At 54.0% G+C, this 16,165-nt stretch carries 17 protein-coding genes and 1 tRNA gene; 7 read left to right on the top strand and 11 right to left on the bottom strand.

The features are described 5' to 3' along the window. Nucleotides 1-35: 35 nt before the first annotated feature. The 4 genes from HUN04_02900 to HUN04_02885 are packed head-to-tail and all read left to right on the top strand — an operon-like array spanning nt 36 to nt 3,292. Nucleotides 36-245, top strand: coding sequence for a DUF4911 domain-containing protein (locus HUN04_02900; protein ID WDP88737.1), 210 nt, complete (start codon nt 36-38; stop codon nt 243-245). A gap of 40 nt (nt 246-285) precedes the next feature. After that, nucleotides 286-1,605, top strand: coding sequence for a tRNA (N6-isopentenyl adenosine(37)-C2)-methylthiotransferase MiaB (gene miaB, locus HUN04_02895; GenBank protein WDP93141.1), 1,320 nt, complete (start codon nt 286-288; stop codon nt 1,603-1,605). Next, a complete protein-coding gene (gene map / locus HUN04_02890; GenBank protein WDP88736.1) occupies nt 1,605-2,486 on the top strand; it encodes a type I methionyl aminopeptidase in 882 nt (293 codons plus the stop codon). The genes miaB and map overlap by 1 nt, the downstream gene beginning before the upstream one ends. Nucleotides 2,487-2,536: 50 nt before the next feature. Then, nucleotides 2,537-3,292 (top strand): 1-acyl-sn-glycerol-3-phosphate acyltransferase, encoded by a 756-nt coding sequence (locus tag HUN04_02885; protein ID WDP88735.1) that lies wholly within the window; start codon nt 2,537-2,539, stop codon nt 3,290-3,292. A 131-nt stretch (nt 3,293-3,423) separates the two neighbouring features. Here HUN04_02885 and HUN04_02880 read toward each other — a convergent pair whose 3' ends face one another. Beyond that, nucleotides 3,424-3,939 carry a hypothetical protein gene (locus HUN04_02880; GenBank protein WDP88734.1) on the bottom strand — a complete coding sequence of 172 codons (516 nt, stop codon included), beginning with the start codon at nt 3,937-3,939 and terminating at the stop codon, nt 3,424-3,426. A gap of 219 nt (nt 3,940-4,158) precedes the next feature. On the opposite strand from HUN04_02880, the gene HUN04_02875 reads away from it, so the two are divergent. Then, on the top strand, nt 4,159-4,356 hold the full coding sequence (locus HUN04_02875) for a hypothetical protein (protein WDP88733.1): 198 nt from the start codon (nt 4,159-4,161) through the stop codon (nt 4,354-4,356). Nucleotides 4,357-4,438: 82 nt separating this feature from the next. On the opposite strand, the gene HUN04_02870 is transcribed toward HUN04_02875, so the two are convergent. Genes HUN04_02870 through HUN04_02825 form a run of 10 tightly spaced genes read right to left on the bottom strand, consistent with a single transcriptional unit; the run spans nt 4,439 to nt 14,743 of the window. Further along, nucleotides 4,439-6,067, bottom strand: coding sequence for a B12-binding domain-containing radical SAM protein (locus HUN04_02870; protein ID WDP88732.1), 1,629 nt, complete (start codon nt 6,065-6,067; stop codon nt 4,439-4,441). Nucleotides 6,068-6,074: 7 nt separating this feature from the next. Beyond that, on the bottom strand, nt 6,075-7,241 hold the full coding sequence (locus tag HUN04_02865) for an MFS transporter (GenBank protein WDP88731.1): 1,167 nt from the start codon (nt 7,239-7,241) through the stop codon (nt 6,075-6,077). Between the two features lie 10 nt (nt 7,242-7,251). Next, a complete protein-coding gene (locus HUN04_02860) occupies nt 7,252-8,622 on the bottom strand; it encodes a PFL family protein (GenBank protein ID WDP88730.1) in 1,371 nt (456 codons plus the stop codon). Between the two features lie 11 nt (nt 8,623-8,633). Beyond that, nucleotides 8,634-9,191 carry an amino acid-binding protein gene (locus HUN04_02855; GenBank protein WDP88729.1) on the bottom strand — a complete coding sequence of 186 codons (558 nt, stop codon included), beginning with the start codon at nt 9,189-9,191 and terminating at the stop codon, nt 8,634-8,636. Between the two features lie 28 nt (nt 9,192-9,219). Continuing rightward, nucleotides 9,220-9,870, bottom strand: coding sequence for a ribulose-phosphate 3-epimerase (locus HUN04_02850; protein WDP88728.1), 651 nt, complete (start codon nt 9,868-9,870; stop codon nt 9,220-9,222). Continuing rightward, nucleotides 9,867-10,883 (bottom strand): PASTA domain-containing protein, encoded by a 1,017-nt coding sequence (locus tag HUN04_02845; GenBank protein WDP88727.1) that lies wholly within the window; start codon nt 10,881-10,883, stop codon nt 9,867-9,869. The genes HUN04_02850 and HUN04_02845 overlap by 4 nt, the downstream gene beginning before the upstream one ends. Next, nucleotides 10,880-12,277 (bottom strand): 16S rRNA (cytosine(967)-C(5))-methyltransferase RsmB, encoded by a 1,398-nt coding sequence (rsmB, locus tag HUN04_02840; GenBank protein WDP88726.1) that lies wholly within the window; start codon nt 12,275-12,277, stop codon nt 10,880-10,882. The genes HUN04_02845 and rsmB overlap by 4 nt, the downstream gene beginning before the upstream one ends. Before the next feature lies 1 nt (nt 12,278). Then, entirely contained in the window at nt 12,279-13,223 is a 945-nt protein-coding gene (locus HUN04_02835) for a methionyl-tRNA formyltransferase (GenBank protein ID WDP88725.1), read from the bottom strand. 21 nt (nt 13,224-13,244) lie between these two features. Continuing rightward, the gene (def, locus tag HUN04_02830; protein ID WDP88724.1) at nt 13,245-13,811 is read right to left on the bottom strand and encodes a peptide deformylase; all 567 of its coding nucleotides are present in this window, start codon (nt 13,809-13,811) and stop codon (nt 13,245-13,247) included. A gap of 2 nt (nt 13,812-13,813) precedes the next feature. After that, nucleotides 13,814-14,743: a bifunctional riboflavin kinase/FAD synthetase gene (locus HUN04_02825; GenBank protein ID WDP88723.1), complete on the bottom strand. Its 930-nt coding sequence runs from the start codon at nt 14,741-14,743 to the stop codon at nt 13,814-13,816. Between the two features lie 115 nt (nt 14,744-14,858). Between HUN04_02825 and HUN04_02820 the strand changes: the two genes are divergently transcribed. Together HUN04_02820 and HUN04_02815 are read left to right on the top strand one after the other, a co-directional pair. Then, nucleotides 14,859-14,945 (top strand) — tRNA-Leu (locus tag HUN04_02820). A 298-nt stretch (nt 14,946-15,243) separates the two neighbouring features. Continuing rightward, on the top strand, nt 15,244-16,152 hold the full coding sequence (locus HUN04_02815) for a transporter substrate-binding domain-containing protein (GenBank protein ID WDP88722.1): 909 nt from the start codon (nt 15,244-15,246) through the stop codon (nt 16,150-16,152). Nucleotides 16,153-16,165 lie beyond the last annotated feature (13 nt).

Below are 16,165 nucleotides of genomic sequence, written 5' to 3'. Positions count from 1 at the left end.
CCGATCATATCATGCAGGACCTGTCAAATAAATATATGCTGGCAAAGGAATATATGGTGGATAAAACCAGAATCGGATTCATCCGGTTTATTTTTGAAGCCTACGAGGGGGTTGCCGTGGTCACCACATTGAAGGTGGAAGATCAACGCGGACATATAAAGCTGACCATTGCCCCGGACCGGCAGGAGACGGCCTTCATGGTAGTCGAGGATTTGAAGAAGGATTTTTATTTTGAAGCAGTCTGATTCAAGGAAAAAGGCATATATCAATACCATCGGATGCCAGATGAATGTCTATGATAGCGAAAAGCTGGCCGGTATTCTTACCGCCTTTGGATACGATAAAACAGAAAATATGGATGAGGCGGACCTGGTGCTCTGCAACACCTGTTCCATTCGCCACAAGGCCGAGGAAAAGGCCTTCAGCTTTCTGGGGCGGTTTGCCCGGGAGAAAAAGAAGCGTCCCCAACTGATCACGGTGATGGCCGGGTGTGTGGCCCAGCAGGAAGGGGAAAAGGCTTTCAGCCGGCTGCCCCATCTGGACCTTGTCCTGGGCACCCAGGCCTTTGCCCGGTTCGGCACCCATCTGGAATCCCTGGAAGCAGGACAGCGGCGCATTGTGGATACGGCCGAATCCGATGTTATTTTTGAAACCATGCCCGACACCAGTGGAATCAATGAAACCCAGGTGTCCAAATTCGTGACCATCATGCAGGGATGCGAGAATTTCTGCACCTATTGCGTGGTCCCCTATGTCCGGGGGAGGGAAAAGAGCCGTGATCCCCAGGCCATTGTGGACGAGGTGGCCGCCCTTGCAGATGCCGGTGTAAAGGAGATCACCCTCCTGGGCCAGAATGTCAACTCCTACGGGGGCAGGGATGCGGCGGTAAAGTTCCCGGGACTGCTGGAAATGGTCAGCCGGGTGGAGGGGATCCAGAGAATCCGGTTTGCCACCTCCCATCCCAAGGACCTCTCCGGCGACCTCATCCGGGCCATGGCAGATCTCGACAAGGTCTGCAACCACCTCCATCTGCCCGTCCAATCCGGTGCCAACCGGATTTTAAAGAAGATGAACCGGGGCTATACAAGGGAGACCTACCTGTCCAGGATCGCCGACCTGAAGGCGGCCTGCCCGGAGATCGCATTGTCCACGGACATCATTGTGGGCTTCCCTTCGGAAACCCATGAAGATTTCATGGACACCATGGCCCTGCTGGATGAGGTGCAATTTGACTCCATCTTTGCCTTTGCCTATTCGGACCGGTCTTCGGCACCCGCGGCCAAGTTCCCCGACCAGGTGGACGAAAAGGTGAAAATGGAGCGGCTCAACCGCCTGCTTGAACACCAGGAAATCTACACGGAAAAAAAGAATAAGGCCTCGGAGGGAAAAATCCTCCCCGTACTGGTGGAGGGGGAGAGCCCCAAACCCAGGGAGGGCTTTACGGAATCCTATCCAGATATGAAACAGATGTTCGGCAGAAGCGAGTCCAATAAGATTGTACACTTTCCTTCGGACCAGGCCAAAATTGGAGACCTGGTTACAATCCGTATTGAAAATGCCTATCCCCATTCCTTGTGGGGCCTGGCTGTTGAAAGAAAAGCCTGATGAAAAATAAATCTGTTAAAATCGGAAGAAACGAACCCTGTCCCTGCGGCAGCGGGAGAAAATACAAAAACTGCTGCCGGAACAAAAAGGCTGAAGTTTCCATCAAAGACGAGTACAAGAAACGGTACGACATCATCCTTAAAACCCCGGAGCAGATCGAAGGCATCCGCAAGTGCGGGGAGCTGCTGCTCTCCATCATGGACGGGGTGGAGGCCATGATCAAACCGGGGCTTAAAACCGATGATATCAACACCTTTGTCCACGAGGAGACCGTCAAGGCCGGGGCCATTCCCGCCCCCCTCAACTACAGGGGCTTTCCCAAAAGTGTCTGTGTTTCCATCAATGAGGTCATCTGCCACGGGATTCCAGGGGAACGGGTGATTGAAGACGGGGATATTGTGAATGTGGATATCACCCCCATTCTCAACGGTTATTATGCCGATGCCAACAAGACCTTTTTTGCCGGCACCCCGACCCCCCAGGCAGAAAAGATTGTCGCAGTTGCCGCCGAATCCCTGCGCCTGGGCATTGAGGCGGTGAAGCCCGGTGCCACCCTGGGAGATGTGGGCCATGCCATCCAGAGTTATGCCGAGGGCCAGGACTGCTCAGTGGTCCGGGAATTTGTGGGCCACGGGGTGGGGCTGGATTTCCACGAACAGCCCCAGGTCCTTCATTTCGGCAAACCGGGCAAGGGGGTGATCCTGGTGCCGGGCATGGTGTTTACCATAGAACCCATGATCAATCTGGGCAAAAAGGAACTCCACGTCCTGGAGGACCGCTGGACCGCCGTGACCAATGACGGTTCCCTGTCAGCCCAGTTTGAACAGACCATCCTTGTTACCGAGGACGGATACGAGAGTCTGACCCCTTACACGCTTTAAGACTGATTAGCACATTGGGATGAAGTCCTTTTTAACCGCTTGATTTGACTATGCTGAACAGGATTTTTTCAATTGTTTATCTTGCCTTTATCGGGATCACCTCGGCTCTGTTTTTCTGCATTGCCCTGGTGATCCGGATTTTTACCCTTCCCTTTGACCGGCGCCGGATTGTCACCAACATATTCAGCGCCTTCTGGGCCTCGGTCTATATCTGGTGCATGCCGGCCTGGGTGGTGCGGATTACAGGCCGGGAAAAGCTTTCCTTGAAGAAAAACGCGGTCTTGGTCTCCAACCACCAGAGCCAATTGGATATCCTGGTGCTCTACCGGCTGCTTTTCCCCTACCGATGGGTCTCCAAGGCCGAGGTGTTCAGGCTGCCCTTTATCGGCTGGAATATGAGGCTCAACGGTGATATCTGCCTGCAACGGGGGGACAAGGCCAGCATCGCCGCCATGATGGCCCAGTGCGAAAAACTGCTTAAAGAGAATGTTTCCATTTTCTTTTTCCCCGAGGGCACCCGGTCAAAGAACGGGCGTCTCAGGCCCTTTAAGCCCGGCGCCTTTATCCTGGCAAAGGCGGCAAACGTCCCCATCCAGCCCATTGTCCTGAACCATACCCGGGCGGCCCTGCCCAAACATTCCCTTACCATCCAGGGGCGGTATGAGATGAAGGTGAAAATTCTGGATGAGATTCCCTATGAGCGGTTTAAGGATATGGAACCTGATAAAATCGCAGAGATGACCCGGGAGATCATCGGGGCCCATGTCCATGAGATGCGGGGACAGGAACCGGACCTGGCCAATTAACGTTTTATGGATGCGCCCGGCGGCATTAGGGACCGGTATAAAACTGCAATGGAATGGCGCGGCCCCCCCATCCGGGGCTTTAGCGCACCTCTCCGGGGGGGAGACTTGATTAACCCCGTAAAGATAGTGCGTTAATCAATCCCTTTCTTCTTTTTCATTTTTATATACCAGTTCTGGTTGCCGTAAAGCTCGTCCGAACATTCTTTACAAAGGCTGTGGCTGAAGGAGGCGTCGGAGTTTTTTTCGAGATAGGACTCCAGATCGTTCCAATAGCCTTTATCATCGCGGATTTTTTTGCATTTTGAGCAGATGGGAATTAATCCCTGTAATGTTTTCACCTCATTCAGTGCGGACTCAAGGTCTTGATTGCTTTTTTTCAGAGTGGATATTAAGCACGTATGCTTTCTGACGCGATTAATCAGAATGCCCAAAAAGACAAAGACTAAGGTTATGGCGACGGAAATCCATTCATCAATTTCATATGCTTCGTAACGATTGGAAAAATTGACGATTTTTTCAAGAAGGTCATACCTTGCGGATACAAAAAACGATACACCGGTGGCAGCCGCCACAATAACTATTTCCCTGATGATGTCAGATCGCCATACAACAGTTTTATCTGTTTCTTGGTGCTTAATCTGGGTCATGATCTTCACGTATCAATTTCATGGATAAGGATCAGTTATGAACAGTATAGGGGATACAGGGGGCTTTTTGAAGCAGAAATTCATGATCTCTTGGCAGATTTAAAGATGGCCGCTCCGTTTTTCGATGGGGGGTAAAAATCTATTGCTTTGTCTGTGTTGTATGATAAAATGTATGTAATTTCGTATTTAAGAGCCGGTGGCATCTTAAGGGAGGCAGTCATGAAAGTATATGTGGTGATGCGCTTTGACCCCATGCAATGCGGGGCTTGCGGAAATGGAAATCTTGATAAGATATTCATTTCCAGGGAAGCGGCTGAAGGGTATATTAGAGATTCCGGTACCCGGCGGGGGGTGAGTTGGGAAATAAAAGAGCGCTCTGTTGAAACCCACTGCGCTCCGTCCCTGGCACCCGCCTGAACCCTTACGGCTATCGTCCCATCTGAAAATTTGGTGCAAAGGACAGCGTAAATGCGTTGAACAGGCCATTGAGCCGATCTGTTTAAATCGCTCTGATGACGCCTGCCACAGGACTTGTCCTGATTCTTTCCAGAAATTGCCGGGTGAGCTGCCTGTCAGTCGTATGGGCATAGGCCCTGCCCTCCCTGTCTACCCCCCTGATAATTCCGTCATTTAGAAACCATTTGATAAGCGTTTTGCCGGCATCATGCCGGTCTGAAGGCAGTTCGGTCCGGGCCGGTTCTGCCCGGGGAAGTTCCCCCTCTGTGTCCACCAGGGATTTCATGAAATTGAGCATCCGGGTCAGGCGCAGGAGGGTGACAGCCTCAAGCCGCGAGGTGGTATGGTCCAGGGGCAGGGCTGTGGACCGCATCAGGGAAAAGGCTGTGGGCAGCAGGCCTTGTTCCTGGCATCTGCTGTAGTCACGGCTCCCCGGGGCGGGGTAGAATACGGAAAACCCGGCCAGGGTCCGGCGCCGGGCCAGCATGAGAATATCTTCCAGGGAGGTGGCGGCGGTCTGCCCCGGGGCGGCACCGATAATATAGGAAACGCAGTCCATCCCCTGGGTATGGGCCAGGTCCAGGGCCCGGTCATGGGCCGCCCTGACATCTGGCCGGTTGAATTTATGAAGCTGGGATTTTGAAAAAGAACCCACCGAGAGATTCAGGGTTTTAAATCCGGAAATTTTCATGGCATGGATGATCTCTTCATCCAGGGAGGGGGGATAGAGGCCGTTCATGGCCCTCAGTTCAACCTCTTCCCCTTTGAAAATTTTCCGGATACCGGCCAGAAGCGCCAGAATCCATTCTTTTTTCAATGTCAGGTTTTCATCTTCAAAATCAATGAAACCGATTTTTTGTTCACTGGCATGGCCACGGATCTCTTCAAGGACGGCGTCAACGCTCCGGCGCCGGAACCTGCCGTGGGAGGAGGCCGAGGAGACTGAGCAATAGGAGCAGGGGAAGGGGCAGCCCCTTGATGCGACAATGGTGATTGCCGCCTTTTTTTTCCTGCGGTAGAATTTCCAGTCAATGGTTTCCCGGGCGGGCAGGGGGAGGGTCTCAAGATCCTCTATCCAGGCCGGCGGGTTGATATGAAAGGAACGGTTCTTTTTGAACCCGATGCCGGGAATGTTTTCCAGGTCCCTGCGGTTTTCTTCCAATGCCCGGCAGAGCACTGCCATGGCCGCCTCTCCTTCTCCCCTGATAATAAAGTCCACTTCGGGCGCCGAGAGAACCTCCCGGGGGAAAAGGGTGGGGTGGTGGCCTCCCATGATCACAGGGACATCCGGGCAAAATCTTTTAATGGCTGCGGCGGCGGCCAGGGCCTGGCCGGCATAGGCGGTGAACAGGGAGGAAATTCCCACGGCCATGGGCCGGGCGTCCCTGACCAGCCGGGCAATATGCTGGTGGCTGTACCCGAAATGGCTGAACCGGTGGAAAAGGGCAAAGGGGCTGGAATCTGTCCTCCCGTAAAAGGGGGCCAGGTAATGGAACGCCCCGGGCCAGTCCCGGGGTTTGGATTTGGCCGTGGCCAGGCCGTCTATGATCCGGGTTTCAAAGCCTTCCTTTTTAAGGCCGGCGGCAATGGCGGCCAGGCCGTAAGGGATGGTCCGTTTCCGGGTCAGGTAAAACTCCCGGATGGGGGGCTGGACGAGGACGACCCGGGGCATGGCCGGTTTATTCCGTTTTGGGGAATTTCATAATAAAGCCCAGGCAGACCACGGGGATAAAGGCGGAATACAAGAGTACGGTTTCCAGTCCCAGGGTGTCGGCCAGTTTCCCTATGGCCGGGGAAATGGCCCCGCCCAGGCCGTAGGCAAACCCCATCATCAGGCTGGCCACCATGGCCCTGGAGCCGGGAGCGAGTTTCTGTGCCATGACCACTCCCAGGGGCAGGGGGGCCAATACCGTGAATCCTGCCAGAAATGAGCCCAGATAGACCCAGGGGCCGGGCAAATACAGGTAGAGCAGCAGGGTCGGCGGCATGAGCAGAAAAGAAAGGAAAAATATGGGCCGGAATCCCACCCGGTCCGCCGAGTATCCGGCCAGCAGCCCGCTGAGGGTGCCCGCTGCAATGAACAGGGCGAAAATCAGGCCGACCGAAGGCAGGTCATGGCCCAGGTCTGCCAGGTAAATGGGCATGAAGGTCATGAAGGTCTGACCGGCCACGGCCCGCAGCACCATGACCAGCCAGATCAGGAAAATCGCTTTGTAAACCTTGCCTAAGGTCTTTTTCAGGGTGCCGAAGAATCCCTCTCCTGCCATGTTTTCCGACACCGGCCGGGGCAGGTATTTAATGCAGAATAAAAATGATACCAGACCCAGTACCAGGGTATAGGGCATGGCATCAAGGCCGAAGGATGCCACATACCAGGTAATGAACACCGGCCCCACGGCAAAGGCCAGGGTGCCGCCGGTGTTGAACAGGGACATGGCGAATCCGGCCCGGTTGCCGGCATAAAGATTCACCATGCCCGTGGTTGAGGGGTGGAACATGGAAGACCCCAGGGAACCCAGGCAGAGAAGGGCCAGCAGCATCCAGAATCCCGGTGCCATGCCGGAAAAGGGGATGCTGAAAAAGGCCAAAAACAGCCCCGCCAGCACAAAGCTGCGGGTTTCGTACCGGTCCGCCATATACCCCACCATGGGCTGGATGATAAAAGAGAGAAATCTTACCAGACCGGTGATCAGCCCAACCTGGGCAAGGGTGAGTCCCAGCTTGTCCACAAAGGCCGGCAGCAGCGGGGTAAAGAAGGAGGAATAAAAATCCCCCGTGAAATGGACCAGGGTGAGCACCAGGATGATTTTATAATTCACCCCGGTGTCTTTTGCTGTCTGGGTCATGGTCATCGGTCTAATTTTTCAGGCTGTGGATGGGGGCCGGAATCCGGCCGCCAAAGGTGACGAAATCATCTTCCAGCCCAGAATGGGGAACATCCATGATCCTGGCTTCTCCGAGCAGTCCGCCGAAATGAACCTTGTCTCCGGCTTTTTTACCGGGAACAGGAATGATCCGGGTGGCCGTGGTTTTGGCGTTGATCATGCCGATGGCCATCTCGTCGGCAATGATGCCGGCCAGGGTCTGTTCGGTGATGTCCCCGGGTACGGGGACCATGTCCAGCCCCACGGAGCAGACACAGGTCATGGCCTCCAGTTTTTCCACCGTCAAAAATCCCTTGTGGGCGGCATTGGCAATGTTCAGGTCCTCGCTCACCGGGATGAACGCGCCGGAGAGCCCGCCCACGTGGGAGGAGGCAAAGGCACCGCCCTTTTTCACGGCGTCGTTGAGCATGGCCAGGGCGGCGGTTGAGCCGGGCACTCCGATGTGGGAAAGCCCCAGTGCCTGGAAGATCTCGCCGATGCTGTCCCCCACCGTGGGGGTGGGGGCCAGGGAAAGGTCCACCACGCCGAATTTGATACCCAGGGCGTCGGCCACTTCCCGGCCGATGAGTTCGCCCACCCGGGTGACTTTGCAGGCGGTCCGCTTAATGATTTCGGCAATCTGGCCCAGGGTCATCCGCTGGCCTTCCATCTGCCGTTCTATGGCCCGTTTGACCACGCCGGGGCCGGAAACCCCGACATTGATGACCGCATCGGCCTGGCCCACGCCCAGGTAGGCACCGGCCATAAAGGGCATGTCCTGGGGAATATTTGAGAATACACAGAGCTTGGCGCAGGCCAGCCCGTCGTCATCCGCTGTCATTTCGGCGGCCCTTTTTATGGCCCGGGACATTTCCAGTACCGCATCCATGTTGATGCCGGCCTTGGTGGTGGCCACATTTACCGAGGCGCAGACATGCTGGGTTTCGGTCAGCGCCCGGGGAATGGCTTCGATCAGTGCCCGGTCGCCCTTGGCCATCCCCTTTTCCACCAGGGCTGAAAAGCCGCCGATGAAATCGATGTTGACGGTTTTTGCAATATCGTTGAGTTCATGGGCGATTTCCACCATCTGGTCGGCGGAAAAAGAGGCGCCCACCAGGGCGATGGGAGAGATGGAAATCCGTTTGTTCACCACCTCGATGCCGTATTTTTCCCCCACCCGGTCGCAGGTCTCCACCAGCTGGGAGGCATGTGCGATAATTTTGTTGCGGATGTTCTTTTTGAACACGGACAGGTCATGGCTGATGCAGTCAAAGAGGTTGATCCCCAGTGTTACGGCCCGGACATCCAGGTTTTCGTTTTTAACCATTTCAATGGTTGACATTATTTCATGATCTTCAAACATGGGGTGTCCTCTTAGATTTTATTGATGGCGTCAAAGATGTTTCTGTGCTGGATGCGGATGTCAAGGGCCAGTTCTTCAGCCTTTTCCCTGAGGGCAGTAAAGAGTTTCTGGGTATCCACATCTCCGGTTACGTCAACCTGGTAGGACATCACATTGGCATTGGGGTCGGAACCGCCCTTGAAAACGGCTTTGAGGTTGACGATATTGGCGTTATGGGACGCAATGATGCTGGAGAACCGGGCCACCAGGCCTTTCTGGTCGGGACCGATGGTGGTGATCAGGAAAATTTCCCCGCCCGGGGCGTCGCCGGGGCCTGCGGCATCCTTGCCCAGGCGCTGGACATGGATGGTCAGGCCGTTGCCGTTGTTGCGCTTTGACAATTCCGCCTGGATGTTTTCGGGAGAGAGGCCTTCGGGTGCCTCAACAATGAAAAAACCGGCAAATTGGTTCTGGAGAATCATCTGGTTGACGTTTTCCAGGTTGCAGTCCAGATCAAATAGATCTGTGGTCACCTGGGCGATAATACCGGGCCTGTCCTTTCCCAGGACAGTGATAATCAGCTTGTTCATGGTCTGCCTTGCTAAACGTGTAAAATGGTTATACGGCCTTGCGCATGGCTGCAATGGTTTCGGTGTAATCCGGTGTGTTGAAAATGGCGGAGCCGGCAACAAAGGACCGGGCGCCTGCCTGGTAAACGGCCTTGATGGTTTTTTCACTGATGCCGCCGTCCACCTGGATAATGGCATTTGAGCCTTTGGCCTTGAGCAGATCCGAAAGCTGTTTGATTTTTTCAATGCTGGATTCAATGAATTTCTGGCCGCCGAATCCGGGGTTGACGCTCATGACCAGCGCGAAGTCCAGCTGGTCGATGATATATTCGATGCTGGAAAGGGGGGTGGCCGGGTTCAGGGCAACCCCCGCCTTTACGCCCAGGCTCCTGATGAGCTGCAGGGTGCGGTGCAGATGGGTGCAGGCCTCGGCATGGACTGAAATATAGTCGGCGCCGGCCTTGGCAAATTCCGGGATCATGGCGTCGGGTTTCTCGATCATGAGATGGACATCCAGTGCAAGTCCCGATACACGCTTGCAGGCGTCCACAATGATGGGCCCGTAGGTGATGTTGGGGACAAACTGACCGTCCATAACATCAATGTGGATCCAGTCTGCACCGGCATCTTCCACGGCTTTCAACTCCTGCCCCAGGCAGGTAAAGTCGGCGGATAAAATGGAAGGAGCGATGATAGTCATAGTTGTTCTCCTGTATAGGGTTGGTCTGTAATTGGATTGTACTGCGGTTGCCAGGGATCAATGTCCCTGGCCAGGACCAGGTTACGGTCGATAAAAATGCGGATTTTAGTTGTTATTCCCCCGGGAATCAAGATATTTATCTTTTTCCCCGGTTTCATGAATCCATTAAAGGCATCTGCAGGAGCGCCGAACAGGTCCGTAGTGATGCGGACATGGCGGTTGGAAAATCCAGGGGGCAGGGTATATGCCAGCCACACCGGGGTTTTCATGGCCTCGGGATTCAGTCTGTCCCGGCCACCGGAATGGTTGACGGAAAGGGTGACGGCTGTACCGGCGGGGACCCGGGTGCCCGGTGCCGGGGTCTGTTCCAGTACCAGATCCGGGGCCTGGCTGGGAACCCATACCGGCCGGATGGGTGAAAGCGTCATGGAAAGGGCGTCAATGCTGGATACCGCCGCATCCAGCGTTAGTTTTTCAAGGTCCGGCATGGCCGTGAACCTGGGCCGTGGTCCCCTGCTCACCAGCAGATCGCATTGGGAGGCCGCCGCCACCGAAGCGTCGGCCAGGGGGTACTGGGAAATAATTCCCTGGGCCGGGGTCCGGTCCGAATAGACGTAGCGGAGACGGCCCGGCCGCAGTTCGGCCGCCTCAAGCACCAGGCGGGCCTCTTTCAGGCCCATCTCCCTGAGATCGGGCATCCGGCTTTCCTTAAACCCCTTGGACAGGTAGATCACCACATCCCGGCCTTTTTTGATGGTGGCACCGGCCTTGGGATCCTGGAAGGTGACCCCGTACTTTGGGATGGTCTCATGGTACTGGGTGGTATGGAGTTTGGGGTTGAGCCCCAATCGGGTCAGGGTTTCCAGCACCTGGATAATGTTTTTGCCCACCAGCTCGGGCAAGATGACCTCCGGGGCGCTGCGGGTGAATATGGAGACCCCGGTGTAGCCTGCTGCGCCGGCCAGGGCAAAGGCCGTGAGAAAGAGCAGCAGGTATTTGATCAGGGTTTTCATGATTTTGTTTTGCGTCTCAGTCTGGCTGCGAAGAAACCGTCCATGCCGGTGAACTCAGGGTAGGTGCGGAAATAAAACGGTTTGTCTTCATTGTTTTTATCCTTTTGATCCGCAAACCAGGGCAGCCGCTCACAGAATCCGTCCGGGTCGGGTGTAAAGTCTTTGCGCTTGTCCAGAAAATGGTCAATCACGGCTTCGTTTTCTTCGGGCTCGCAGGAGCAGACCGCATAGACCAGGACCCCGCCCGGGGTCACCAGGCTGGCGGCGGCCTTGAGAATCTTTTTCTGGAGGGCTGCCATGCGCTGGATATCGTTTTGCGTCCGTTTCCACCGGGTGTCAGGGTTCCGGCGCAGCACGCCAAGCCCCGTGCAGGGGGCGTCTACAAGTATGCGGTCAAAATAGCCGCCCAGATCTTTGAGGCCGGCCTTTGTCAGGTCAAAGGCGGCCGGTTTGATATGGGTGAGCCCCAAACGGCCGGCCTCTGCGTTGAGCCCATGCTGTTTCCCGGCATCGGGGTCGTTGGCCACAAGTTCCCCCTGGTTTTCCATGAGCTGGCCCATGTGGCAGGTTTTGGTGCCCAGGCCGGCGCAGGCGTCCAGAACCCTTTCACCGGGCCTGGGATTCAGCAGGGTGGTGACCAGCTGGGCGGCTTCGTCCTGGACCTGGAAACTCCCCTGGGGGAAGCCCGGGAGGTCCGTTACCGCCTTGCCCGGGGCGGTTATTTCTATGCCCAGCCGGCTGTATGGTGTTTTTTTTGTTGCCACCCCGTCCTGGGAGAGGGTCTGAATCAGTTCCTCCCTGGTGGTATTCAGGCTGTTTGTCCTCAGGGTGATGGGCGGAATCTCAAGAATGTTCCGGCCCAGGTGTTCCGCCTGGGCTCTGCCGTAAAATGCGGCCCACCGTTTCCCCAGCCATGGGGGGATGCTGCAGCTGGCTGCCAGCCAGGCGGTGAATTTTTTATTCTTATCCGGCAGGGCGATGGAATTGTGTTGATCCGCTGCCTTCCGGAGCACGGCGTTGATAAATCCTGCCCCCTTCCTTCCCGCCTTTTTTTTGGCCAGTTCCATGGTGGCATGGATGGCGGCAAAATCCGGCACCCGGTCCAGGTAAACCAGCTGGAAAATACCCAGCCGCAGCAGCGTCAGCACCCTATGGTCGATACGCTCAAAGGGGCGATCCGAGCAGGCCCGGATGATGTGGTCGAGTCGGCCCCGGTGGCGCAGCACCCCGAAGACCATGGCGTTGCACAGGGAACGGTCCTGACGGCTCAAGGCCCCAAGGGAGGCTGAGGCGTTTTCTAGGGCCCTGTCCAGGGTCAGAGTTTTTTTCTGACCGGATTCAAGCAGGGAAAAGGCAACGGCCCTGGGATCAGTCGTTTTTGGGTCGGTGTTCATTTTACTCAAACCGGGCCGGCAGGTCGATCTTATTGCCCCGGAGAAAGGCGTCGGCTGCCAGGCGTTTTCCCGAACTGCCCATGAGTTCCAGAATCAGTACGGGGTTTTCTCCTGTTGCAACACAGATGCCCTCGGCCCTGCAGGAAAGGATCTCTCCCGGGGCCGCATCGGATTTCTCTGCCGGTGCCGGGACGGCCTTGAATATTTTCAGCCGCTTGCCCGAAAGGTGGGTAAAGGCCCCGGGCCACGGGGTCATGGCGTTTATATGGGCACAAACGGCCTTGTCCGGCCGGGTCCAGTCGATTTCACCGTCGGATTTTTTGAGCATGGAGACATGGGTGGCCTTGTCATGATCCTGGGGCTCAGGGGTGATGCCGCCGGCATTGATTTGGTGGAGGGTCTCCACAATAAGATCCGCTCCCATTTGTGAGAGGCGGTCGTGGAGGTCCTGGGCGGTTTCCATGGGATCTATGGGGGTGACGGATTTCAGGAGCATGTCCCCTGTGTCCATGCCTTTTGCCATGACCATGGTGGTGACCCCGCTTTCCTTATCCATATTGAGCACGGCTGCCTGGATGGGGGCGGCGCCCCTGTACCGGGGCAGCAGCGAGGCGTGAATGTTAATGGGATAGACCCTGGGGATATCCAGGATTTCCTGGGAGAGGATCTGTCCGAAGGCCACCACCACAAAAAAGTCCGGGGCCAGGGCACTAAGCCTTTCTTTTCCTTGGGCGGTATTCAGGCGTTCGGGCTGGAAGATTTCCAGGCCCAGGTCCAGTGCTGCTTTTTTGACAGGGGAGGGGGCCAGCTTTTTGCCCCGCCCTTTGGGACGGTCGGGCTGGGTCACCACCAGGGGGATCTCGAAAGTTTCGTCTGCTGCCAGTGCCTTGAGGGCCGTCACGGAAAACTCCGGTGTGCCCATGAAAATGATGCGTTTTTTTTTCATAGTTTTTTTATGCCGACAATTTTAATTGTTCTTTTTTAACTGCTTTAACCGTTTCTTTCTGTACATGGTCCGCTTGAGGGAGGAGATCCGGTCTATGAACAATATTCCGTCCAGGTGGTCTATTTCATGCTGCATAATGACGGCCAAAAGCCCGTCTGCATCAAATTCCAGTTTTTTGCCGTCGATGTTCAGGGCCCGTACCGTCACCCTGGCATGACGTTTTACGTCGGCCCGGTAATCCACAACGCTCAGGCAGCCTTCGTTCTCAGAAATAAAGGTCTCCTGGCTTTTAGAGATGATTTCCGGGTTGATCAGGGCGGTGAATTCGCCTTTGGGGGCTTCTTCTGTATCCTCGTCTGCCAGCTCTTCCTCGTCCTCTGGGGCGGGATCGGCGGCATGGGCATCATATACAATGATCCGTTTGTTGATCCCCACCTGGGGGGCGGCCAGTCCAACTCCGGAATCATGGAACATGGTCTCCCCCATGTCTTCGATCAATTTCAGGATTTCATCGTCAATTTCTTCTACGGGTACCGAGGGGTTACTTAAGGATTTTTCCGGGTACTTGACTATATCTAATACTGCCATTTTTATTTAAGGATGTCCTTTGCTTTCTCAATGTCTGTTTTGATCTGTTCTGCCAGCTCTTGAATGCTGGAAAATTTTTTCTCGTCCCTGAGCCGCGCCACCATGTTGATGCGGATCCGGGTATCATAGATGTCCCCTTCAAAATCAAGGATGTGAACTTCTATGGTGAACATCTGGTCGCCGAAGGTCGGGGAAAAACCGATGTTGGCTACGCCCTTGTGATGGCCGTGGACGGTCTCCACGGTTACGGCATAAACCCCGAGTTTCGGGCATAGTTCATCATGGAGTTTGATATTGGCCGTTGGGAAGCCGAGCTGGCTGCCGCCGCGTTTCCGTCCTTTGATGACCTTGCCCCGGATCTGGTAGTAGCGGCCCAGGTATTTCATGGCCTGGTCCACCCGGCCCTCCATGACGATCTCCCGTATACGGGTACTGGAAATCCGTTCTTTGCCGGTTTCCGTATCGTTGATCCACTCTGAGACAATGGTTTCATATCCCAGGTCCATGCCGGCGGAGCGCAGCAGGCTGATATTGCCTGAACGTTTTTTTCCAAATGAATAGTCGCCTCCGATAATAATAGCCTTCATTCCGATTTTTTCAACCAGGATCTTTTCAATGAAATCCTGGGCCGGTATATCGGCAAACGCTTTATCAAAGGGCAGGCACAATAACACATCAATGCCGGATTGTTCAATGAGTTCTAATTTCTGGTCGTGCCGGGTGATCAAAGGGGGGCTTGAAATACCAAGCGCCCTTAAAGGATGGGGGTCAAAGGTCATGGCCACCGAGGTGCCGTTGATTTCGGCGGCCTTTTCTATTACCTGATATAATAATGCCTGGTGGCCTTTGTGGACACCGTCAAAATTGCCGATGGTCACGACAGCATTTTTAAAAGGAGCGTCAATCAGATCCAAGTTTTCGATTAATTTCATGTCATCCTTCAGGTTCTATCAAAAATATTGTTGACAAAAGTCACAAGCAAGTATATATATCCCAACCGTCGCTTGAACGCAACGCTTAATTGCTGCGGGAAAGCCAAGGATAAGTGCCGAAGTGGCGGAATTGGTAGACGCACTAGTTTCAGGGACTAGCGAGCGTACGCTTGTGGGAGTTCGAATCTCCCCTTCGGCACCATCCCCCAAGTAAGCTGCTGTAACTACAGCGGCTTTTTTTATGCTCACACGATGGGTTTCAGCCCGGTTGTTGCCCAATCGTCTTGCCATCCGCCTATTTTTCCTATTAAAAATTTTATTCCCTTAAACCTGAACCAGGATATTGGTTATTGGAGACCCTCCTTTATGCTTGCCTGTTCAAATATATATATCCAAAAAAGGGTTGAGATATTCCCTTAAAGCTGTCAATTTTGTCTGATGATGACGTATGGTCGGATCGCCGGCCGATGCTGTTCAGAAAAATTCAGAGGAGGCATTGGGTGGATTTTTCAAGGCGTCTGTACATCAATGGAAAAAAATACTCAGATTATGATATAAAAGACAGGGATAAATTTGATTTGCAGAGCAGGAGAAATGCAAAAGAAGAGGGAAAAAAAGCGGCTGGGATCGGCGGGGTGAATTGTAAAAAATCCTTGGTTGCGGTCATCATGCTCAGCGTCTGCCTTTCCATTTGGATGGTACCGAAAACAGATGCAGCTGAAAAAACAATTTCTTTTGCCACAGAAGAGTGGAAAGATGCCACTGAAAGAGATGGAACAGGGCTGTATTGGGATATCCTAAGGGCGGTCTATGAATCTGAAGGCTATGGCATTCAGCCGATTATCAGGTCATATATCGGCTCGGTGAATCTTTTGAAAAATCATTCCGTGGATGCCATGATAGGTGCCTATGTCGATGAAATTGAAAATGGGGTCTATCCCAAGAATCATTTCGCAGTTGATATCGTTCAAGCACTTTACAAAAAAACTTCCAACGTCAAATGGTCGGGAAGTCAGAGCATAAGAGGGAAAAAAGTGGCATGGATTGAAGGGTATTCGTTTGAACAATACCTCCCTGCTTCAGTCATTGTTTCGACATTGATTCGGCGGGTCGATACCAGGGAATTGGGCATCCACCTGCTCAATACCTCAAAGCTGGATTTTTTTCTGGATGCCGAAGGTGACCTCAAGGATTTTTTCAGGGACACTCCCGAATATCGGATGAATGATTTTGCAATGAAGACAATACTTGAGTTAAAACTCTACGTTGTTTTTATCAATAGCAAAAGAGGTGAGAATTTGGCCCGGCTGTTTGATCGAAATTTTTCGCGGCTTTTAAAATCTGGCACCATAAAAAAATTGTATGAAAAATATTCAGCCGCCAATTTTACAATCCCTTCATCCTTTTAGGAATCTGAGGTTT

Origin of the sequence: Desulfobacter sp. (genome assembly GCA_028768525.1) — a bacterium.
GTDB lineage: Bacteria > Desulfobacterota > Desulfobacteria > Desulfobacterales > Desulfobacteraceae > Desulfobacter.
The sequence above is the reverse complement of the archived record's forward strand: the minus strand, read 5'-3'. Positions and strand labels throughout refer to the sequence as shown.